This window comes from Breoghania sp. L-A4 (assembly GCF_003432385.1).
In the GTDB taxonomy this organism is placed as follows: Bacteria; Pseudomonadota; Alphaproteobacteria; order Rhizobiales; family Stappiaceae; genus Breoghania.
Window position 1 is genome coordinate 2,401,054 of the sequence record NZ_CP031841.1, and the last position, 21,614, is coordinate 2,422,667.

Below are 21,614 nucleotides of genomic sequence, written 5' to 3' on the forward strand. Positions count from 1 at the left end.
TGTAGCGCTCCCCACCTTGACGCGCCCGCCCAAACGCGAGAAACGATCCTCATGGTCACAGTGCTCGATACCGTCACATCGCCGCGTCCGCGCCATCCGGAAAAGCAGAAGAATCCGGATACGCCGATGCTGCGCAAACCCGCGTGGATTCGCGTGCGCGCGCCCGGATCTCCGGTCTATCGCGAAACCCAGAAGGTGGTGCGCGACAACAATCTCGTCACCGTTTGCGAGGAAGCCGGCTGCCCGAACATCGGCGAGTGCTGGTCGAAAAAACACGCCAGCTTCATGATCCTGGGCGACACCTGCACGCGCGCCTGCGCCTTCTGCAACGTGCGCACCGGCATGCCGGGTCCGATCGACGTGAACGAGCCCAAGGGCATCGGCGAGGCCGTCGCCGCCATGGGGCTCGAGCATGTCGTGATCACCTCGGTTGACCGCGACGATCTCGATGATGGCGGCGCCAACCACTTTGCCGACGTCATCCGCGCGATTCGCGCCCGCTCGCCCAAGACCACGGTCGAGGTGCTGACGCCGGACTTCCTGCGCAAGGACGGCGCGCTGGAAATCGTGGTCACTGCCAAGCCGGACGTCTTCAATCACAATCTGGAGACGGTGCCGTCGAAGTATCTCAAGGTGCGTCCCGGCGCGCGCTACTTCCACTCGATCCGTCTGTTGCAGCAGGTCAAAGAGATCGATCCGACGATCTTCACCAAGTCCGGCATCATGGTGGGCCTTGGTGAGGTGCGCAACGAGGTGCTGGCCCTGATGGATGATCTGCGCTCGGCCGATGTTGATTTTCTGACCATCGGTCAATATCTCCAGCCCACGCGCAAGCATCACCCGGTGATCGAGTTCATCACGCCGGAAGCCTTCAAGGCCTATGAATCGATCGCCTACGCCAAGGGCTTCCTGAAAGTGTCCGCCAGCCCGCTGACGCGCTCGTCGCATCACGCGGGCGAGGATTTCCGGGAACTGCAGGCCGCCCGCGCCCGGCGCGATGGCGCGCACTGACGCGGTCGTCCCAACGCGGGTGTCCGTGGGACACCCGGCTTTCGCATACGGCCCGTGATGTGGCATAGCAAGAGTAACAACCGGGCACCGACATGCCGAGTTTCAAGACCAATCACCGCGTACCGCATTCCGCCGGTGACATGTTCGACCTTGTGGCCGACGTCGAGCGCTATCCGCAGTTCGTGCCCCTGTGCAAGGCGCTGAGCGTGCGCGGACGCCGCGAGATGGACGATGGCACCACCGTGCTCGTCGCCGACATGACGGTCGCCTACAAGCTGTTCAGCGAGAGTTTCACCAGCCGCGTGACGCTGAACCACGAGGCGCGCGAAATCCTCGTCGAATACCTCGACGGTCCCTTCCGCCACATGGAAAACCGCTGGACGTTCAACAGCCTGGGTGAGGACGCCTGTGAGGTCGGGTTCTTCATCACCTACGAGTTCCGCTCGCGCACCCTCGGCTCGGTGATGGGCGCCATGTTCGAGCGCGCCTTCCGCAAATTCTCCGAAGCCTTCGAGGCCCGCGCCGACGAGGTCTACGGCCCGGCCTGAACGCGCCGGTCGTTTCAGTGGAAATGATCGGGAATGGCCCGCCCCGCGCCAACAGGCGGGGACGGGCTGTCCTGTCTCAGTTGTTGATATCGATGATCAGCCGGTTGAGCCACGCATCGCCGAAATCGATGTAGACGATCTCGGGGATGGCGGGTTTGCCGGCCTGCGGGTTGCCGCGGGAATCGTTCGCCGTGTAGTCGCCATGCTTGATTTTCGCGAGATAGTGCGGCAGTTGCGGGTTGTTGCGCGCCGACAGCGCCTGGATATCGAGATTGCCGGCGGTGCCGGTGAGCGTCCATGACAGCAGGTACAGGAACTGGTTGCCGTAGCCGCCGCGCCGTTCCAGCTTCTTGATCTGATCATCGCGCATCTTGTCGAAATCGGCTTCCTTGGCATATTTGTCATAGACCAGCAGACCCCAGTCGAACCCCTTCGGCAGGCGGCACAGATGCTCGCCACTGGTGTCGCAGTCGGCGTAGTTGAGAATGCCTTTCTCGGCCTTGTCGTCATAGTTGTCGGCGATATCGAAGACGGCGATCGCCTTGCCGGCAAGAGTCTTGAGCTTCGTCTTGCCGATGTCGACGTTGCCGCCTTTCTCGAGTGTCAGCAGCAAGCCGCTGAGTTTGCTTTCGAACAGGCTGGTGACGTCGTCGCGGATGTCGCCCTTGAGATGCGTGTCCTGTTGCGTGTGCGAGACCTTGAGGAACACCGCTTCGCCGCGTCCCGCACCCCGCAGAAAGCTTTTCACCTCGTCGAGCACATCATCGAGCTTCTGCCCATAGCAGCCGCCCAGGCTGCTGTAGTGGGCCAGATAGATCTTGTCGGGATCCTTGGAGTAGAGGAACGGCCGCAGATCGAAATAGCGCGTGCCATGTGTCAGCTGCTTGCCGATCGAGGAATGCTGGGTGATGGCCCACGCGGACGTTGCCCCGCCGGTGCATTTCTTGGTTGTCGACATGCCGGCGTCATGGCTGCCGGGCATCGTCAGTTCGTTCATGCGGATGTCGGGCTTGCGGCGGAGCAGCTGGGCCATCCAGCCGGAATTGTCCGGCGCGGCCTTGGTGCGGATGTAGTAGCCGTTGGCGTCGGCGCCGGCGGTCTGCTTGATCTCCAGTGTGTTCGCCGCCGAGCCGGAGGCGGATACCGTGCGCCAGTATTTCGTCTTGGCATCCTTCTGGTTGGCGCGGAACGTCAGCGTGGTGTTGTTGGAAAAGGTCAGCGTCATCGTGAACGGCGCACCGTTCGCATGGGTGTTCAGTTCCTCGCGCTCGCAGCGGGAATCCCTGGCCGCGATCGTCTTTCCCTTGAAATTCTTGTCCGGCCGCGAACTTCCGTCCCAGTCGTAGTTGTCGACGCTCGTGACATTGATCTTGGTGATGTCCATATCCGTCATGTTGGCGACGCAGAGCTGGGTCTTGAGGCTGGCGGCGCTTGCTGCCTGCGGAAGCGACAAGACCATGATGGCCGCGGCGGCCAGCGTTGCGAAAAGCGTCCTGAGCGCCGTTGGGCAATGCGGGTTTGAAAGTTCCTCAGTGACAATGGTGGGCATTGCGTTTCCCCTGCTGGGTGCGCGGCCGCCACCGATAGTTGAATTCCGGTTCGGGCGGACAGCACGCACGAAATGTGAACTGTGAAATCGGTGTCCGCGCGTGCGAGAAAAAAAATGACGCGCCGAAAGTGGGAGGATCGTGCGTGGCCCGATCTGGACGAGCCGCGCCCCCAAAACATCGGTGATGAAATGAATTGCGAATGCACTCTTTGGCGATGCATTCCGTTTGATGTAGCAAATTTACGTTTGGGAAATTGTGATTTTTGTCATTGGTCCGCTCAAATCAGCGGACCAACGGCTTCGAATGGGTCATCAGTTGTTGCCGACCCCGCGCCGGCTCCACGCGCCCGGGGCGACGAACTTCTTCTTTCGCCGCTCGATCACCGTGTCGAACCAGCTTCCTCCGTTGGAGCTTTTGCGATACTTGCGGTCGTTGACGAAGTCCTGCCGCGTGAACTCGTCGCTCGCCACCTGATCCTGCGGGTTACGGCAGATCAACTGCCAGCTCGTGCCGTCGGAATACTCCAGCGCGACCGAATAGCCCCGGATGGCGGCCATCTCGGTCCATTCGATCGTCGAACGATGGACGAAATAGCTCCGGCCGCAATAGTCCACCGCCGTGGTGTGCGGATGTTTGTACGCGTACAGTCGATGGCTGGAGACGAACGAACCGTCATCGCGCGTGATAATGTGGACTTCGTCGGCGGCCCACACCGCGCCGGTGCCGGCCATCGGCATCGCCAGCGCCACGATGAGCACGGCCACCCGAACGCTCCGGCGGCGCGGCCTTGCTCGGGCACTGTGGGCAGTGAGGACAGACACGGGATCCACCTCGGTTTGGGACGGTTTTCCGACCCCACCCATTGCACGCCAAAACGGACCGGGTGGCAATTCGCGGAACCGCGTGTTCGTTGACTGTGATGAATGGATGATCCGCTGAATGTCTCGAATTTTAGCGAAACGCGCGCGCCTGCGAGGCTCCTGAGCCTTTCACGCGCATTGGTGCACGCATCATCCCGAGAACAGCCTTGCGGGCCGATCGGGCGGCAAATAGGATTTGCGGCAGAATATTGTTGATCGATTGCATTTGAACCGCGTGCCCGTTCACGCGCAATTTGCCGGGCGCGGCGCGAAATTTGCCCGTTTGTGGCGTCGCGCGGGAGCCCGCACCGGAGTTTCCATGGCTGAATATTCGCACCCCGGCGTCTATATCGAGGAGCTTCCGGGCGCGTCGGCGATCGCGCCTGTGAGCACGTCCAACACCGCCTTCGTCGGCCGAACGGAACAAGGAAACGCGAACGAGCCGGTTCTGATCACGAGCTGGAACGCCTTTTTTCAGGCATTTGGCGGCTTTTCCTGGGGGGCGCAACTTCCCTTTGCGGTCTATGCGTTCTTCGCGCAGGGCGGATCGGTCTGCACCGTCGTGTCCGGCGCGGCGGCCGGCGAGACCATTGCGTCCGCCGATCTCGCGCCCCTCACGGTCTCTGCGGCAACGCCCGGTGACTGGGGCAATTCACTGTCGCTGCAGATCTGCAATGACCCGACTGCGCAACCGTCTGATCCGGCAACGCCGGTCTTCAGTCTGACAATCCTCTACCGTTTGCCCGAAGCCGGCGCGACGCCGACACTGGATCAGCGCCGGGCGCAAGACTGTGCCGCGCGGAATGAGATCGAGCCGGTGACCATCGACGATGTGCGCTACTATCCGATGGAGCATTATCCCGGGGTGACCGCGGCCGACCTGGCCAAAGACACGGGCCAGGGTGCTCGGATTGAGCAGCGGATCAACGGGTCTTCGCTGTTTGTCCGGATCTCGGTCGCGCCCGGCACATCGGCCACGCGGCCCGGCAACGGCCTGTGGCCCCTTTCGGGCGGCACGGCGGGTTCGGCGCCGCTCGATCTCGGCGCCGCACTGGCCGCGTTCGATGCCGTGGATAACATCAGCCTTCTGGTGGCGCCTGATGTCGCGATGATCGAGGACGTCGGGGCCCAGCGTGCCAGCGCGGCGCAGATTCTGGCCTATTGCGAGAACCGGCCGCACCGGGATCTGTTTGCGATCCTGGATACGCCATTCGGGATGACGGTGCCCGATGCCGTGGCCTACAAGACCGGCGGAGCCGTTGGCGGTACTGATGCGGGCGCCGCGCTGCACTCCTCCTGCGGCGCGATCTACTACCCCTGGATCGAGGTTTTCGACCCGGTAGCGACCAAGTGCCTGCTCGTGCCGCCGTCGGGCGCCATGGCCGGAACCTACGCCGCGACCGATCAGGCCGTCGGGCCGTGGCAGTCGCCCGCGGGGGTGATCCATGGCGCTTTGAACATCGCGACGGGCGTGGCAACCGCGGTCACCGACAGTGATCAGGACATGCTCAATCCCAATGGCGTCAATGCGATCCGCCTGATCGCGAATTACGGCATCCTGAGCTACGGCGCGCGCACCCTGACGTCGGATCCCGACTACATCTATGTCGCGGTTCGGCGAACCCTGATTTTCATTGAGAATTCTCTCCAATCGGGTTTGCAGTGGGTCGCGCTTGACCCCGATTCCCCGGCGCTTCGGGGCATGGTCATGCGCGATGTGTCGGCGTTCCTGACCGGCCTGTGGCAGCAGGGCGCGCTGTTTGGCAGCACGGCGGCGGAGGCGTTCTGGGTACAATGTGACGCGGCCAACAATCCGCCGGAGGTCCGCGAGGAAGGGGTGTTGTATGTCGATGTTGGCGTCGCGCCCACCTATCCCGCCGAGTTCGTGATCATCAGGATTCAGCAGGCCACGCTTTCGGCCGGGTGACGTGCTCGCGCCTGCCGCGCTGCGTGTCCGCGAATATCCGGAAAAGCGGTGTTGCGTATTTGGCGGAGTGAACAATGACAGGTGTTGATTGTGATCAAGCCTGGCACCGAAATTTCTCACACACGTTTTGAAACAATGCGCTTCTAGTAGCTGTTTGAGCTGGCGCCATTGGAGGAATGGACATGAAATCAAGTATTTCTCGACGATCGTTTTTGAAAGCCTTCACAATTCTTTCCGGCAGCATGGCCGCGCCGTCGCTGTGGTCGGGTCTTAGTCCCGCCCGCGCCGCCTATAATACCAGCCGGCCCGAGCTGCCGCCCGGATTCGGCGCGGGCAAATCGGTTGCCGTCCTCGGCGCCGGCGTTGCGGGGCTGACAACCGCCTATGTTCTGGCCAACGCCGGGTTCAAGGTCGTCGTGCTTGAAGCGGACGACCGCTATGGCGGCCGCAGCCTGACGGCGCGGCCATCCGACGAGCACTACAAGGACTGGTGGTTCTCGAAGTACAATCCCGAGCGGCTGTTTCCGAAGATGTACGCCGACACCTATCAGGAACGCGGGGACAGTCCCGCGCCCGTCGAGCAGGTCTGCCGCTTCATGGACGACGCCTGGGCGGACGGCGGCTACGAGGGGGATCCTGTGGAGCTCTTCCTCAATGCGGGTCCCGGCCGGATTCCATCCAACCATGTCAACCTGATCGCGCTTTGCCAGGAAATCGGCGTGCCGCTGGAACCCTATTTCTTCCAGACCATGTCGAATGTCATGCAGAGCGACGCGTTTAACGGCGGCAAGCCGATCCCGATGGGGCAGGTGACCTACAGCCTGTTTGCGGAAATGGCCGAACTGGCGGCGAAGGTCAATGTGGAAGCCTGCAAGCTCGGCGGCAACACCGCCAAGCAGATTGCGGAGCTGCAGCAGGTGTTCGGGGATCTCAGCCGCGCCGATCCCGGCGACCCGTGTAATCTGGTGATCAACGAGGCTTCCTCGCGCGTCGGTTTCACCGAGCTGCCGGGCGGATGGCGGGATGCAGGCGCGCTGCGCAATCGCATTCCGGCGCAATCGATCTTCGACTCCGGCTTCATCGGCGACCCGGCCGCCAATCCCGAGCTCTCGCCGGGATCCTTCCTGTTCAACGGCTACCATATCGACTGGCAGCCCTCCTTGATGCAGCCGGTTGGCGGCATGGACCGGATCTGGCAGCAACTTCTGCTGCAGGAGGTTCCCGCTGACTCGCTCCTGTTCGGTGCGCCGTCGAACCCCGGGCAGGGGGCGCGGGTCGGTGACCTCGTCAGACTGAGCACCCGCGTTACCGGGATTTCGGCCAAGCCCGGCCGCGTGGTCACGAACGTGCAGTACGAGGCCATCACCGTAGGCGAGGCCAACGGTCCGACGGAGGAGGTGCTGACCGACTTCTGTGTCTCCACCATGGCGCCCTCGCTGCTGAACGATGTGCTCGATCCGGCGAACATGCCGCGCGCCTTCCTCAGCGGTCTGGAGGATTTCAGCGCCACCGGCCATTGGGGCAGCGACCCGACGCCCAACCTGTGGACGCCGGCAATCAAGGTCGGCTGGCAGGGCAAGAACCGCTTCTGGGAAACCGAGGACGAGATCTACGGCGGCATCTCCTGGACGGACGATATCATCAGCCAGATCTGGTACCCGTCGGAGGATTTCACCGCCCACACGGGCGTGCTGACCGGCGCCTACAACCGCGGCCAGGGAGCGGTGCAATTTGCCTCCTATGACCAGAAGAAGCGCATCGAGGAGGGCATTCACGGCCTCGGCCTGCTGCATCCCGGCAACGAGAAGGACATCTACGTCGATCGCGGCATGACCATTGCCTGGCAGTACATGCCGCATCAGGTGGGCGGCTGGGCGTCGGACACGGCCCTGGAAAGTCCTGAGGTCTATGAGAAGATCACCACGTTTTCGCCCGACCTGCCGTTCTTCTGCGCCGGCGACACATGGAGCTACTGGCCGGGCTGGCAGGAAGGCTCCGTGTCGTCCGCCTATTGCGCCATTGCGGCCATCGCGCTGGCTATCGATCCGGGCAACCCGCACTACGAGGAAAAAGCCTGCAATATGAAGGGATGAGGCGTTTCGGGCGCCGTCGCGAGGCGGTGCCCGGCGCATCTCGCGGGCTGGTTGTCGCCATGTGTCGTTTTATACAGTGCGCATGTTCAGTTCCTGTCATCCTTATACAAATATAAAATATTTTGGTACGTGTCTTCTTTCAAATATAATTCTCAAATTTCCGCAATGATATTTTGTGACGCCGCCTATTAATATTAACAATCGTCAGTACAGTTTGATGTATATTGGAACTCCAAACTTGTTGCTTTGTGTTTCATCAGCATTATCAGTCGTTCATTTTAAATTTCCCTAGGGCATTTGAGAAAGAATCGGATTCTTTCATTTTTCCCTTTCAATTCAGTAGTATTTTTGTTTGTCTATGCGAGATCACGTAGAACGACGGCCCGGCAGCGACGGCAGTCACCCGAGCATTGGCGGTTTCGTGGTCAATAATACTGAATGAACCAGGCTTGGGGACACTATGGCGAGCACACGGGGCGCTTCCGTCAAGTTTGACGGCGTTCAAAAGAGCTATGACGGAGAGACTCTGGTCGTAAAGAACCTTAATCTCGACATACCGCCCGGCGAATTTCTGACAATGCTTGGACCGTCGGGGTCGGGCAAGACGACCTGTCTCATGATGCTTGCGGGTTTCGAGCCGGCCACGCACGGTGAGATTTATCTCAACGAAAGCCCGATCAACAACGTGCCGCCGCACAAGCGCGGTATTGGCATGGTGTTCCAGAACTACGCTCTGTTTCCCCACATGAGCGTGGCGGAAAACCTCGCGTTTCCGCTCCAGGTCCGCAAGATGAGCAAGGCGGAGCAGGAAGAGAAGGTCAAGCGGGCGCTGGACATGGTGGAGTTGGCTGACTTCGGCAACCGCCGCCCGGCCCAGCTTTCCGGCGGTCAGCAGCAGCGCGTCGCCGTTGCCCGTGCGCTGGTGTTCGATCCTGAACTGGTGCTCATGGATGAGCCGCTCGGCGCGCTCGACAAGCAGTTGCGCGAGCAGATGCAGTATGAAATCAAGCATATACATGGAAACCTCGGTGTGACCGTCGTCTACGTGACGCACGACCAGACCGAGGCCCTGACCATGTCCGACAGGGTCGCCGTCTTCAACGACGGGGTGATCCAGCAGCTGTCGACGCCGGATGCGCTTTACGAGGATCCTCAGAACTCGTTCGTCGCGCAGTTCATCGGCGAGAACAACAAGCTGAGCGGCAAGGTCACTGATATCCAGGGTGCTCAATGCAAGGTCACGCTGGATGATGGCACCGACGTCATTGCCCAAAAGGTCAATGTCGATGCGGTCGGCAACCGCACGACCATTTCCCTGCGTCCCGAGCGCGTCGAGTTCGAGCCTGCGGACAGCATGGACAATCTGGTCCGCGGCAGGATCGAAGAGATGATCTATCTCGGCGACCACATTCGCGTTCGCATGAACGTCGCGGGCAACAATGAGTTCATCGTCAAGATTCGCAATCGCGGCGAGCGGCGCAAGCTTGAAGTCGGCGAGATCGTGCCGATCGGCTGGTCGCAGAGCGATTGCAAGGCGCTTGATGCGGTTGTCTAGGAGATCGCTGTGGGCGCGTGGGTTCACGCGCCTTCACATGTGATGAAGACGGTTATTCGCAAAACCACAAAGAAGGGAGCTAGTTTCATGAAGCTCATGACGACAATTCTTGCAGGGTCCGCGCTGGCCCTGTGCAGCACCGCCGCAATCGCGGCTGACATGACCATCGTGTCCTGGGGGGCGCATATTCGGACTCCCAGAACAACGCCTACCACAAGCCCTATATGGCGGCGCACCCGGACGTGAACATCATCAACGATGAATCGTCCGCCGAGGCCGTCGCGAAGCTGCGCGCCATGAATGAAGCCGGCAACGTCACCTGGGATCTGGTCGACGTGGTCGCCTCCGACGCCATCCGTCTTTGCGACGAGGGCCTGGCGATGGAGATCAATCCCGACGAGCTTCTGGCCCCGGCGCCGGACGGAACCCCGGCCTCCGAGGACTTCGGCGACCTCCTGGTTTCCGACTGCTTCATCCCGCAGATCGTCTACTCCACAACCTTCGGGTACCGCAGCGACGTTGCCGAGTGGAACGGCAAGGAGCCGGACGACATCTGCGACGTGTTCGATCTGGAAGCGTTCCCCGGAAAGCGCGCGCTTGAAAAGCGTCCGATCAACAACATGGAATGGGCTCTGCTGTGCGACGGCGTCGCCAAGGCGGACATCTATGATGTGCTGCAAACCGAGGAAGGCCAGGATCGCGCCTTCGCCAAGCTCGACTCCATCAAGGACCAGGTTGTCTGGTGGTCCGCGGGCGCGGAGACACCGCAGCTTCTGGCCGACAAGGAAGTCGTGATCGGCTCCACCTACAACGGCCGCCTGTTCGCTCTGATCGAAGAGGAAGATCAGCCGGTGAAGATGCTTTGGGACGCGCAGGTGTTCGATCTGGACGGCTGGATCATCCCGGCCGGCCTTCCCGACGACCGTCTGGCGATGGTGAAGGACTACCTTAGGTTCGCAACCGACACCCAGCGTCTTGCCGACCAGGCCAAGTACATCTCGTACGGTCCGGCCCGCAAGTCCTCCGCGCCGCTCGTCGGCAAGCATGCGAAACTGGGCATCGACATGGCGCCGCACATGCCGACCGATCCCAACAACGCCAAGAACACCTTCCTCTATAACTACGAGTGGTGGGCCGACTATCGCGACGATCTCGACGCGAAGTTCCAGGCCTGGCTCTCCAGGTAGGCGTTGCGTCTAGAACGACAGAACGGGGCCGCTCGGGCCCCGTTCGCTTCCATCCAATGACTTTCAGCCGCGGTCCGGACATCCAATGAGCGACAACAGCGAAACGGTTCTCACAACCCGGGACGGGCAACCGCTCAAGGTCAGCCTGCGCAGGGCGCTGCGGCGCGAAAAGCTGCGCGCCCTCATGCTGATCGCTCCGCTGCTGGTTTTCGTGCTGCTGACGTTTGTCGCGCCGATCGTGGACATGCTGTTCCGTTCCGTTGAGAACAGCATCGTCGTCGATACGCTGCCGCGCACGGTCGAGGCGCTGGACGACTGGGACGCCGATTCGGGTAAGCTCCCGGATGAGCAGGTGTTCGCCGCGCTTGCCGCCGATTTGAAGATTGCCGCCGAAGAGAAGACCCACACCCGGCTCGGCTCGCGGCTCAACTACGAAATGACCGGGGTCTCCAGCCTGTTCCGCAAGACCGGCCGGCGCGTCAAGCGCATGGACGAGGGCAATTACACCGAACAGTTCATCAAGATCGACAAGGACTGGGGCGATGTCGCGGTCTGGGCCCTGCTGAAACAATACTCCGGCCGCTACACCGACGGTTACTATCTGGCGGCGGTCGACGCCGAGCGCACGCAGGACGGCGTTCAGATGAAGCCGGCCGACGAGCGAATCTATTTGTATCTGTTCGGACGAACGCTGTTTCTCAGCGTCGCCATCACCGCATCCTGCCTGATCCTGGGTTATCCGATCGCCTACCTTCTGGCGGCGCTTCCGGTCAGAAGCTCCAACATGCTGATGATCCTGGTGCTTCTGCCCTTCTGGACATCGCTTCTGGTGCGCACGTCTGCGTGGAAGGTGCTGTTGCAGCAGCAGGGGGTGATCAATGATTTCCTTGTGTGGGTGGGCATCGTCTCCGACGCGGGGCGCCTCGTGATGATCAACAATCAGACCGGCACGATCATCGCCATGACGCACATCCTGCTGCCGTTCATGATCCTGCCGCTCTATTCGGTGATGAAGACGATCTCGCCCACCTACGTCAGGGCCGCCAAGAGCCTTGGCGCCAACGACTGGACCGCATTCTGGCGGGTCTATTTCCCGCAGTCGGTTCCCGGCATCGGCGCCGGCGCCGTGCTCGCCTTCATCCTGTCGATCGGCTACTACATCACGCCCGAACTCGTGGGCGGAACCTCCGGCATCTTCATCTCCAACCGGATCGCGTATCACATCTCGAGTTCGCTGAATTGGGGGCTGGCGGCCGCGCTCGGCACCATGCTTCTTGCCGCCGTCATGATCCTGTTCGTGGTCTATGACCGGATCGTCGGCATCGACAACGTCAAGCTCGGATAACGAGGCATTCCCATGAGCAGTCTTCCCCCCTATGCCTCGAAAATCCAGGTCTCCTGGTACTACGGCTTTCGTACCATCTGCGCCCTGATCTTCTTCTTCCTGATCTTCCCGATCATGGTGATCGTGCCGCTCAGCTTCAACGCGGAGAATTTCTTCACCTTCACCAAGGAAATGCTGGCCTTCGACCCGGCCGGCTACTCCTTGAAGCACTATGAGGACTTCTTCACCAATCCCGACTGGCAGCAGGCGATGACCAACTCGTTCCTGATCGCGCCGGCGGCGACGCTGCTGGCGACCAGTTTCGGAACGCTGGCGGCCGTTGGCTTGTCCCAGTCCCACGTGCCGTATCGCCCAGCGATCATGGCGGTGCTGATTTCGCCGATGATCGTGCCGCTGATCATCTCGGCGGCGGGCATGTATTTCTTCTACTCGCGCATCGGCCTGCAGGGCACCTACTGGGGGGTGGTCCTGGCGCATGCCGCGCTCGGCACGCCCTTCGTGATCATCACGGTGACCGCGACGCTCGTCGGCTTCGACCGCTCGCTTGTCCGGGCGGCCGCCAGCATGGGCGCCAATCCGCTCACCACCTTCTTCAAGGTGCAGATGCCGCTGATCATCCCCGGCGTCGTGTCCGGCGCGCTGTTCGCCTTCATCACCTCGTTTGACGAGGTGGTTGTGGTGCTGTTCCTCGGCTCGGCCGGCCAGAAGACCTTGCCGTGGCAGATGTTCACCGGCTTGCGCGAACAGATTTCCCCGACGATTCTTGCGGTCGCCTCGCTCATGGTGGCGATTTCGATCGTGCTGCTGACCGTTCTGGAACTCCTGCGTCGGCGCTCCGAACGGCTGCGGGGCCTGACGCCGGCCTGACCCCGGGCTGATAAGGCGCGCTTTGACGGCGCGCGGGCGGACATGGCCCGTCGCCGCTGTTTCCGCGCCCGGCCGTCGCCCCCGGGGCATGCTTGTTCCCGTCTTCCTTCCTCCGTGTTCCGCAGGGTGACAACTCCCCTTAAGGGTGGGGAGGGAGCAATCGCGCCTCTTCCGTGTCTTCCGTACCCATGACAACCGGATCTGCTCTATGCAGGGATGGCGACCTGCCTGCGGTGGATGGTCATCCAAAGCGCGGAGACGATCGCCAGATTGAGGACCCCGGCGATGGCCGCATTGGCGAAGGTCCATTGGTAGTCGGCGGTCAGGTCGAAAAAATAGCCGCCCTGCCAGCCGCCCAGCCCGTGGCCGGCGTAGGCGAACGCCATGATGATCCCCAGTGACGAGGCCCGGCGCGCCGGTGCGGTGAGATTGCGGGTGGTGACGATCACCGTGGTCATGACGCCCGCGTATCCGAAGCCATAGATGATCGCATAAAGATAGAAGGCGTCCAGCCGTCCGATGAGCACGAAGCCGAAGACCAGCACCGTCTGCCAGGCGGATGCGGTGAGGTAGGCGGGAAGCGCGCCGATCATGTCCGTCAGCCTGCCGAAGGCCACACGGCCGATGATCGCGACCATCAGCGCCAGGAACAGCACGCTCCCGGCCTCCGGCGCCGAGAAGCCGCGCCCCTGGATCAGCGGAACGAGGTGCATCAAGGGCACGGCCATGCAGGCGCAGCAGAAGATCACCGCCAGCGAGATCCATGCCGTGATCAGCGCGTTCGGCAGTCCCGACGGTGTCTCCTCGGACAGGATGCCGCTGTTTGCGGCGACAGGGGGATCGCGCAGAAAAAGCCCCAGCGGCATCAGCAGGCCAAGCGTGATCACGCCTTGCGCCATCATCGCGTCGCGCCAGCCCAGGGCCTCGATCAGATAGGCGCCGGAAAACGGAACGCCGCCCTGTCCGAGCGCCTGACCGGCGGAGGCGATGCCGATCGCCATGCCGGCGCCGACCGTGAACCAGGTACCGACGAGCGCCATCAGCGGCGCCGAAATGGCGCCCCGCCCAGCGCGCCGGCCAGAAAATAAAGCGCGTAGAACTGCCAAAGTTCGCGCGCCGAGGAGGCCGCGATGGTGGCGAGCCCGGTGGCGATGATCCCGAACAGCACCACGCGGCGGATGCCGAAGCGCTCGGCCATGTAGCCCATGACCAGCGAGCCGATTCCCAGGCCCAGCAGCCCGCAGGTGTTGATCAGCGCGATGTCGCCCCGGTTCCAGCCCTCCGACGCCCCGATGGGCACGAAATAGACGGAAAGACCGTTCACCAACTGGCCCATCGTCACCGCGAGGATGACGGACGAAATGCCCAGCACGACCCATCGATAGCCCCGGTCAGCCGCGTGTTCCACAGAGCATCCTCCCTCAAGCGCCGGCTCGGAGCCTACCAGCACGCGAACCGTGTCGGGGACATATTGTTGGGCCGCGTGACGCGCGAGAGGCGACGGGGGGCTCCAAGCGGCAGGGGCGCCGTGGACGCCAATTGATCGCGGCATGGCGCGACGACTGCAACCGTCACCGCCCTGCGCCGCTGCGATCGGCCCGCGCATCGCCCGCTTCCTGTGGCATGACGCGCGAGAGGCGAGGGGGCGGCGAGGGATAAGCCGGCTCCCGAATACCTCATGCGCCTCGGCCGCCTCTGTGGGCCAGTCACGGGGCGTGTCGCCCATCCTTCGAGACGCCGTCTTCGACGGCTCCTCAGGATGAGGTCATCGTGTTGATTCTCTTGTGAAATCAGCCACACACCCCGCCTCATCCTGAGGAGGGCCGGAGGCCCGTCTCGAAGGATCGGCGACCGCCGCCGGCCGATCCCGCCCTGCCGCACCATGGCATCGAATGCGCTCCTCCACGGTGTCATTCCCGAGAGGGCGAAGCCCGGGTCGGGAATCCAGTACTCCGTGTGGCTGGCGGTGGTGTGACAAAGCCGGTCACGGTGGCTGCTGGATCCCCGCCTGCGCGGGGATGACACGGAGAGTATGACACCGGACGCGCCGTGGCGCTGGTCAGAGGCATCCATGTCCTGAACTCTGTCTCATGACCCGTGATTGTCATCCCGGGCGCGCAGCGGCACGCAAGTGCCGCTTGCGATCGGCCCGCGCATTGCCGCGTCCTGTGGCATGACGCGCGAGAGGCGAAGGGCGGCGACGGACAGCCGGCCCATCCGCATACCGCCTTGCGCCATGGCCGCCTCTCCGCGCCTGTCACGGGGCGTGTCGCCCATCCTTCGAGACGCCGTCTTCGACGGCTCCTCAGGATGAGGTCATCGTATTGATTCTCTTGTGAAATCAGCCGCACACCCCGCCTCATCCTGAGGAGGGCCGAAGGCCCGTCTCGAAGGATGGGCGACCGCCGCCGGCCAATCCCGCCCCGCCCCACCATGGCATCGTGTCGGCTTTCACAGAGACTCATCGAAGGCTCGGCTACCATGAAGGCCCCTGTAGATCGGAAGCTTAGCCGCAACCGAATATTGGTCGATTACCATCCATGCCGAGTAGGGTCTGTACAGTCGAATTGCCTCAACGCGGTGCCTTGGTGGGACCACCCAGAACGCAGACTTTACGGCAAGGCGCGCTTACTCCCATACAACAAACGCGAGAGCGATGCTGATGACCCATTCCATCAGTTCCACCAATTTGCGTAAATCTTTGTATTTGTCAGCGTAGCTGCGTCAACGGGGTTGCAGGTGGCAAGGCGTAGTACCATGGCTCCCAAGAGCCAAAGCCGTGTTCGCAATCTCCAAGCATGACACCATTGAACTCGTCTCGACTGCAGATGATAAACCCTGACTCTTTGGTGTTATTCGCTTCAACAAGGCAATGGCGCACTTCCATGCCACCGGTGTCAACCAGGCCGAATTCGCGTTCTTCACCCCAAAGCGTCAGCATCATTCTTTTGAGGGGTAGATACCATTTGAACTCGGTTACCTCCGTGGAAGGGAGGTCGAATTCCCACGCTTGGAAGTTGACGCAGGCCTGAACCAGTTGCCGGTCGTTGAGCAGCGCTTTTTCCCTGGTGCCGTCCAGTTCAATGGCCCATCGGGCGGCTTCTTCAACCGTATCCACTAGTTCGAGTTGATCGGGCATCATGCCAAGGGTATCGCCAAGCAGAGACATGGAAAACATAGGACGATGATCAAACGGCGACGCATAGGACGAGAACTTAATGAAGTCGGAGATCAACTGCATGCTAAGCACCGAAACGGCGTTCGTATCTGCGCCCGTAACGGGTTTGTCGGGGTCCAAGGCAAAGTACGGGGCATGGAATCCGAGCTTTCCTCCAATCGTGAGGATTCGACGCGGACCGTCGACTTCGCCTCCGAGAGAATGCCCAGCCATGAAGACGAATGCGCATGAGGAGTAGCACTCGCTAGTCGCGAGTGTCCGTGTGGCGATGCCGTTCTTATGGACGAAGTGGGCCATGTTGCGGCCTTCGACGTAGCTGCCGCCTGGACTGTTGAGGCATAGCGCCTTTTCGGCCGAATTCTTAGCCTCACCGCTATCGATAGCCCCGGTAAGTCCGGCCTGATCGGCGATGGCCGCCAGTCGCTCGGCATCACCCTGAACGATCTCTCCCGATAATTCGATGGCGCAGCCCGGTGTCTTCGACGAGAAGATTGTCGCTGCAAGTACCCCGTTCGCGCTGAGGATCAGCGCGAATGACGCGATGAATGCACGAACAAACCGCATCTCGCCCCTCACACTTTCAATATTATCGCCAGAGTGCGTTCAATATCCAAATTATGTACAGTTATCAAGAAATACAGACATGCGAATTCTATAGTGTCAACGCCGATATGACGATCAACATTTGACTGTTGGGTGTTTAACGAAACGCAATATAACCCTTGTCGGACTATCTCGGATCGGACGAACTGGCACTGGAGTTCGATCGAATGGAGATGCATTATCCAACTGAGCTACCGAGGATAGACGGAACGCTGTTGGTCGTTCTGGTCCAAACTACAAAATCGTGTGACGCGTTATTGGAGGGCTCGTTTAGGCCAATCCGCAATGATCAAACAACGGCGACGACGGGGCCCGTCGTCGCCGTTGTGCGTAGAGCGTGTATGCTGATCAATCGTTGCTCTTCAATTTAAACTTTGGTCCCCCACCAACAGCTCCTCAGCCCCCTCAGCTGCACCCGCTGGTATTCCCACACGTGTCACACTTCAAACACGTCCCGTTGCGGACCATGGTGAAGTTGCCGCATTCGGAGCAGTTTTCGCCCTCGTAGCCCTTCATGCGCGCCTGGGCGACCTGGCGGGCGACCGAGGTCTGGCCGGATTCCACGGTCACGACCGTCTCGGTTTCCGTTTCCCGCTTGAAGGCGGTCGCCGTGGCGGTTGAGATGGCCATCACCGTGGAGCCGCCACTGACGGGCGACGATTTCGCGTGGCCCGCGGGTTCGCCGGTGCCCGGAACCACCCGGAACGTGTTGCCGCGCACCAGGCCCTTGGAGACGACGGTCTGGTGGCGGCTGCCTTCGTTCTCGCCACCGCCCATCACCGTGGAGCCGATGGTCTCGGGATTGACGTGGGCGAGATCCGCGCGGTCGAGATAGGAGACCGCCAGCTCGCGGAACACGTAGTCGAGGATCGAGGTGGCGTTCTTGATCGCCTCGTTGCCCTGCACCATGCCGGCGGGCTCAAACCGGGTGAAGGTGAAGGCCTCGACGTATTCCTCGAGCGGCACGCCGTACTGCAGGCCGAGCGAGATGGCGATGGCGAAATTGTTCATCATCGCGCGGAAGGCGGCGCCTTCCTTGTGCATGTCGATAAAAATCTCGCCCAGCCGCCCGTCGTCGTATTCCCCGGTGCGCAGGTACACCTTGTGGCCGCCGACGATGGCCTTCTGGGTATAGCCCTTGCGCCGTCCGGGCAGCTTGTCGCGGTCGCGGGCGCGTTCCACGATGCGCTCGACGATGCGTTCGGCCACGGCTTCCGCGCGTGCCTGCATGGGTTGCGCCACCAGCGCCTCGGCCGCCTCGTCGGCGTCCTCGGCGTCGTCCGCCAGCAGCGAGGAGTTGAGCGGCTGGCTCAGCTTGGAGCCGTCGCGATACAGCGCGTTGGCCTTCAGCGCCAGGCGCCACGACAGCATGTAGGCCTGCTTGCAGTCCTCCACCGTGGCGGAATTCGCCATGTTGATGGTTTTCGAGATGGCGCCGGTGATGAACGGCTGGGCCGCGGCCATCATGCGGATGTGGCTTTCCACCGACAGGTAGCGCTTGCCGAGACGGCCGCAGGGGTTGGCGCAATCGAAGATGCCGATGTGCTCGTCACGCAGCTTCGGCGCGCCTTCCAGCGTCATCGCGCCGCAGACGAACAGATTCGCCTTCTCGATGTCGCCCTTGGAGAAGCCGAGCTCCAGCAGCATGTCGAAGTCCGGATCGTTGAGCTGCTCGTCGGTGAAGCCCAGCGTGTCGCGGCAGAAGGCGTCGCCAAACGTCCAGCGGTTGAACACGAACTTGATGTCGAACGCGGTCGCGAGACCGGCTTCCACCGCCGCGATCTTCTCTTCCGTGAAGCCCTTGGCCAGCAGCTTGGCGTGGTCGATGCCCGGCGCGTTCTTCAGCGTGCCCTGGCCCACGGCGTAGTCGATGATCGCCTTCACCTCTGCGTCCGAATAGCCGAGCTTGGACAAGGCCTCGGGCACCGCGCGGTTGATGATCTTGAAGTAGCCGCCGCCGGCCAGCTTCTTGAACTTCACCAGCGCGAAGTCGGGCTCGATGCCGGTGGTGTCGCAATCCATCACCAGGCCGATGGTGCCCGTGGGCGCGATCACCGACACCTGCGCGTTGCGGTAGCCGTGCGCCTCGCCCAGCTTCAGCGCCAGATCCCAGGCGGCCCTGGCGTGTTTCACCAGCTTCTTGTCGGGGCAGGAGGCGTGGTCCAGCGGCACCGGATTGGTGTGCAACTGCTCGTAGCCGCCGGTCTCGCCATGCGCCGCGCGGCGGTGGTTGCGGATGACCCGCAGCATCGCCTCTTCATTGCCCTTGTAGCCCGGGAAGGAGCCCAGCTCCTTGGCCATCTCGGCCGAGGTCGCGTAGGAAACGCCGGTCATGATCGCCGACAGCGCGCCGCAGATCGCGCGGCCCTCGTCGCTGTCATAGGCGATGCCGGACGTCATCAGCAGGCCGCCGATGTTGGCGTAGCCCAGCCCAAGCGTGCGGTACTTGTAGGAAAGCTGCGCGATCTCCTTGGAGGGGAACTGCGCCATCAGCACCGAGATTTCCAGCACCACGGTCCACAGCCGCACCGCGTGCTCGTAGCTCTCGACGTCGAAGTTCTTCTCCGCGTCGCGGAACTGCAGCAGGTTCAGCGAGGCGAGGTTGCACGCCGTGTCATCAAGGAACATGTACTCCGAGCACGGATTGGAGGCGCGGATCGGGCCGCCGGCCGGGCAGGTGTGCCAGTCGTTGATGGTGGTGTGATACTGGATGCCGGGATCGGCCGAGGCCCAGGCGGCGTAGCCGACCTGTTCCCACAGGTCCTTGGCGTCGAGCGTCTTGACGACCTTGCCTTCCTTGCGGCTGGTCAGGTCCCAGGTGCCGCCGTCTTCCACCGCGTTGAGGAATTCGTCGGTCACGCGCACGGAATTGTTGGAGTTCTGGCCGGAGACCGTCAGATAGGCCTCGGAATCCCAGTCCGTGTCGTAGGTCTTGAACTCGATGTCCTTGTAGCCCTGACGCGCGAACTGGATCACCCGCTGGATGTAGTTCTCCGACACCAGGTTCTTCTTGGCGGCGCGGATCTCGCGCTTGAGCGCCGGGTTCTTGAGCGGGTCGAAGCAGTCGTCGCCCGAGCCCTCGCAGTTGACGCAGGCCTTCATGACCGCGGCCAGGTGCTTGGAGACGATCTTGGAGCCGGTGACCAGAGCGGCGACCTTCTGCTCCTCCTTCACCTTCCAGTTGATGTATTCCTCGATGTCGGGATGGTCGATGTCGACGACCACCATCTTGGCGGCGCGGCGGGTGGTGCCGCCGGACTTGATGGCGCCCGCGGCGCGGTCGCCGATCTTCAGGAAGGACATTAGGCCGGATGACTTGCCGCCGCCCGACAGGGCCTCGCCGCCGCCGCGCAGGGCGGAGAAGTTGGAGCCGGTGCCCGAGCCGTATTTGAACAGCCGCGCCTCACGCACCCACAGGTCCATGATGCCGCCTTCGTTGACCAGGTCGTCGCCGACGGACTGGATGAAGCAGGCATGCGGCTGCGGATGCTCGTAGGCGGTCTTCGACTTGGTCAGCTTGCCGGTTTCGAAATCGACGTAATAGTGGCCCTGGCCCGGGCCGTCGATGCCATAGGCCCAATGCAGGCCGGTGTTGAACCACTGCGGGGAGTTGGGCGCCACCTTCTGGGTGGCCAGCATGTGGCGCTGTTCGTCGAAGAACGCCAGGGCGTCGGCCTCGGTGTCGAAATAGCCGCCCTTCCAGCCCCAGTAGGTCCAGGTGCCGGCCAGCCGGTCAAACACCTGACGCGCGTCGAGCTCGGAGCCGTAGCGGTCGGCTTCATCGAGCTTGGCGAGCGCCTTCTCGTCGGGGACGGAGCGCCACAGCCAGGACGGAACGGTGTTTTCCTCGACCCGCTTCAGGCGGGCGGGCACGCCGGCCTTGCGGAAATACTTCTGGGCGAGAATGTCGCTGGCCACCTGCGAGAAGGCCGCGGGAACCTGAACATTCTCCAGCCGGAAGACGATCGACCCGTCCGGGTTGCGAATCTCACTTGTCGCTGCCCGAAATTCGATGTCCGCGTAAGGCGACCGGCCCTCGGTTGTATAACGCCGTTCGATCCGCATTCTTGACCCCTTTTGCCGGCCCGCATGTGCGTGTAACCGGCATATCCAAAATTCCGCCGCGTCCCGGACCGGAATGCATCCGTATCCAGGTTCTCAAATCCGCCGCCGTTCGGAGCGCCTCTTCCCCGTCGGCTGGCATTTTGTACTGAAGGTTCGATTAAGCACTAAATATAGTGTATTTCGAGCCAGAAGTCACTTCTCAACGGTCAAAAAAGCCGCAATTTTCCGGTCGCTGCCGACACCCGCGATGCGGGCCGGTCCACGGTCCAAAGATTGTGAATTTTCCTGAGTACGCAGGCTGTCCAGCCCATCCCCAACACGCCGAAGCGACTGATGCTTAAGCTAATATGAATCGCTTCAGAGCGTCAAGCAGTTGTGGGTCCGTATAATTTTATACCTAAATGTTGTGCATAGGCTGTGAATAGCGGGGGCAGATCCCAAAAGGCGAGGCGGACTGCGGGGTTCAGGCCCCCATGAATTTTCACAGGCCGCGAACAGATCTTTTTTTGAGGCAAATTCTCTGCGCAATTGGCGCGGATTTTGGCATCTGCAAACGGGCCTGTTTTTTAGTCGTTCGGGCGCCCGATCAGCAGTCGTCGGTTGCCTTTCAAACGCTCAATTCAAGGCCCCGCCTGACCCTTGGTGTTCGGCATCGGCCGGGGCCGGGGTCGAGACGCGCCCGCTCCCGCGCCGCTGCGCGCCAGCCGCCCCGGTACAAGACACGGGAATCGGTCGCGAAATGCGCAATACAGACAATTTGAATCAAATCCCGCAGCGCGGTTTGTCCGGGATTTAAGCCGTGTTGAGTCATGCTCGCTTGAAAGT

At 61.9% G+C, this 21,614-nt stretch carries 13 protein-coding genes and 1 pseudogene; 8 read left to right on the top strand and 6 right to left on the bottom strand.

Annotated elements, in window-relative coordinates; genetic code table 11:
- Positions 1–51 precede the first annotated feature (51 nt).
- On the top strand, positions 52–1,011 hold the full coding sequence (gene lipA, locus D1F64_RS11070; protein WP_117412495.1) for a lipoyl synthase: 960 nt from the start codon (positions 52–54) through the stop codon (positions 1,009–1,011).
- Between the two features lie 92 nt (positions 1,012–1,103).
- Positions 1,104–1,559, top strand: coding sequence for a type II toxin-antitoxin system RatA family toxin (locus D1F64_RS11075; protein WP_117412496.1), 456 nt, complete (start codon positions 1,104–1,106; stop codon positions 1,557–1,559).
- Positions 1,560–1,635: 76 nt separating this feature from the next.
- On the opposite strand, the gene D1F64_RS11080 is transcribed toward D1F64_RS11075, so the two are convergent.
- Positions 1,636–3,108, bottom strand: a complete 1,473-nt coding sequence (locus D1F64_RS11080; protein WP_117412497.1) for a hypothetical protein — start codon at positions 3,106–3,108, stop codon at positions 1,636–1,638.
- Between the two features lie 312 nt (positions 3,109–3,420).
- Entirely contained in the window at positions 3,421–3,873 is a 453-nt protein-coding gene (locus tag D1F64_RS11085) for a hypothetical protein (protein ID WP_117412498.1), read from the bottom strand.
- A gap of 292 nt (positions 3,874–4,165) precedes the next feature.
- Here D1F64_RS11085 and D1F64_RS11090 point away from each other — a divergent pair, with 292 nt between their 5' ends.
- The 6 genes and pseudogenes from D1F64_RS11090 to D1F64_RS11115 all read left to right on the top strand — a co-directional run bounded on the left by D1F64_RS11090 (position 4,166) and on the right by D1F64_RS11115 (position 12,943).
- Positions 4,166–5,896: a phage tail sheath C-terminal domain-containing protein gene (locus tag D1F64_RS11090; RefSeq protein ID WP_162901474.1), complete on the top strand. Its 1,731-nt coding sequence runs from the start codon at positions 4,166–4,168 to the stop codon at positions 5,894–5,896.
- A gap of 182 nt (positions 5,897–6,078) precedes the next feature.
- A complete protein-coding gene (locus D1F64_RS11095) occupies positions 6,079–7,989 on the top strand; it encodes an FAD-dependent oxidoreductase (protein WP_305764473.1) in 1,911 nt (636 codons plus the stop codon).
- A gap of 460 nt (positions 7,990–8,449) precedes the next feature.
- A complete protein-coding gene (locus D1F64_RS11100; RefSeq protein ID WP_117412501.1) occupies positions 8,450–9,544 on the top strand; it encodes an ABC transporter ATP-binding protein in 1,095 nt (364 codons plus the stop codon).
- Positions 9,545–9,631: 87 nt separating this feature from the next.
- Positions 9,632–10,731: pseudogene (locus D1F64_RS11105) on the top strand (extracellular solute-binding protein).
- An 85-nt stretch (positions 10,732–10,816) separates the two neighbouring features.
- Complete coding sequence (locus D1F64_RS11110) at positions 10,817–12,076, top strand: ABC transporter permease (protein WP_117412502.1); 1,260 nt, start codon at positions 10,817–10,819, stop codon at positions 12,074–12,076.
- Between the two features lie 12 nt (positions 12,077–12,088).
- On the top strand, positions 12,089–12,943 hold the full coding sequence (locus D1F64_RS11115) for an ABC transporter permease (protein ID WP_117412503.1): 855 nt from the start codon (positions 12,089–12,091) through the stop codon (positions 12,941–12,943).
- Between the two features lie 206 nt (positions 12,944–13,149).
- Here the strand turns inward: D1F64_RS11115 and D1F64_RS23810 are convergent, their stop codons facing one another.
- The 4 genes from D1F64_RS23810 to D1F64_RS11135 form a co-directional block, all read right to left on the bottom strand.
- The gene (locus tag D1F64_RS23810) at positions 13,150–13,983 is read right to left on the bottom strand and encodes an MFS transporter (RefSeq protein ID WP_205470734.1); all 834 of its coding nucleotides are present in this window, start codon (positions 13,981–13,983) and stop codon (positions 13,150–13,152) included.
- Positions 13,983–14,351, bottom strand: coding sequence for an MFS transporter (locus D1F64_RS23815; RefSeq protein ID WP_205470735.1), 369 nt, complete (start codon positions 14,349–14,351; stop codon positions 13,983–13,985). Before D1F64_RS23815 ends, D1F64_RS23810 begins: the two co-directional genes overlap by 1 nt.
- 1,302 nt (positions 14,352–15,653) lie before the next feature.
- Positions 15,654–16,685, bottom strand: coding sequence for a hypothetical protein (locus D1F64_RS11130; protein WP_162901475.1), 1,032 nt, complete (start codon positions 16,683–16,685; stop codon positions 15,654–15,656).
- Between the two features lie 444 nt (positions 16,686–17,129).
- The gene (locus D1F64_RS11135; protein ID WP_117412506.1) at positions 17,130–20,789 is read right to left on the bottom strand and encodes a vitamin B12-dependent ribonucleotide reductase; all 3,660 of its coding nucleotides are present in this window, start codon (positions 20,787–20,789) and stop codon (positions 17,130–17,132) included.
- Positions 20,790–21,614: the final 825 nt, after the last annotated feature.

Coding starts and splice junctions, on each gene's coding strand:
- D1F64_RS11075 (WP_117412496.1), top strand. CDS start 1,104: ATGCCGAGTTTCAAGACCAATCACCGCGTACCGCATTCCGCCGGTGAC.
- D1F64_RS11080 (WP_117412497.1), bottom strand. CDS start 3,108: ATGCCCACCATTGTCACTGAGGAACTTTCAAACCCGCATTGCCCAACG.
- D1F64_RS23810 (WP_205470734.1), bottom strand. CDS start 13,983: ATGGCGCTCGTCGGTACCTGGTTCACGGTCGGCGCCGGCATGGCGATC.
- lipA (WP_117412495.1), top strand. CDS start 52: ATGGTCACAGTGCTCGATACCGTCACATCGCCGCGTCCGCGCCATCCG.
- D1F64_RS11095 (WP_305764473.1), top strand. CDS start 6,079: ATGAAATCAAGTATTTCTCGACGATCGTTTTTGAAAGCCTTCACAATT.
- D1F64_RS11115 (WP_117412503.1), top strand. CDS start 12,089: ATGAGCAGTCTTCCCCCCTATGCCTCGAAAATCCAGGTCTCCTGGTAC.
- D1F64_RS11100 (WP_117412501.1), top strand. CDS start 8,450: ATGGCGAGCACACGGGGCGCTTCCGTCAAGTTTGACGGCGTTCAAAAG.
- D1F64_RS11110 (WP_117412502.1), top strand. CDS start 10,817: ATGAGCGACAACAGCGAAACGGTTCTCACAACCCGGGACGGGCAACCG.
- D1F64_RS11135 (WP_117412506.1), bottom strand. CDS start 20,789: ATGCGGATCGAACGGCGTTATACAACCGAGGGCCGGTCGCCTTACGCG.
- D1F64_RS11130 (WP_162901475.1), bottom strand. CDS start 16,685: ATGCGGTTTGTTCGTGCATTCATCGCGTCATTCGCGCTGATCCTCAGC.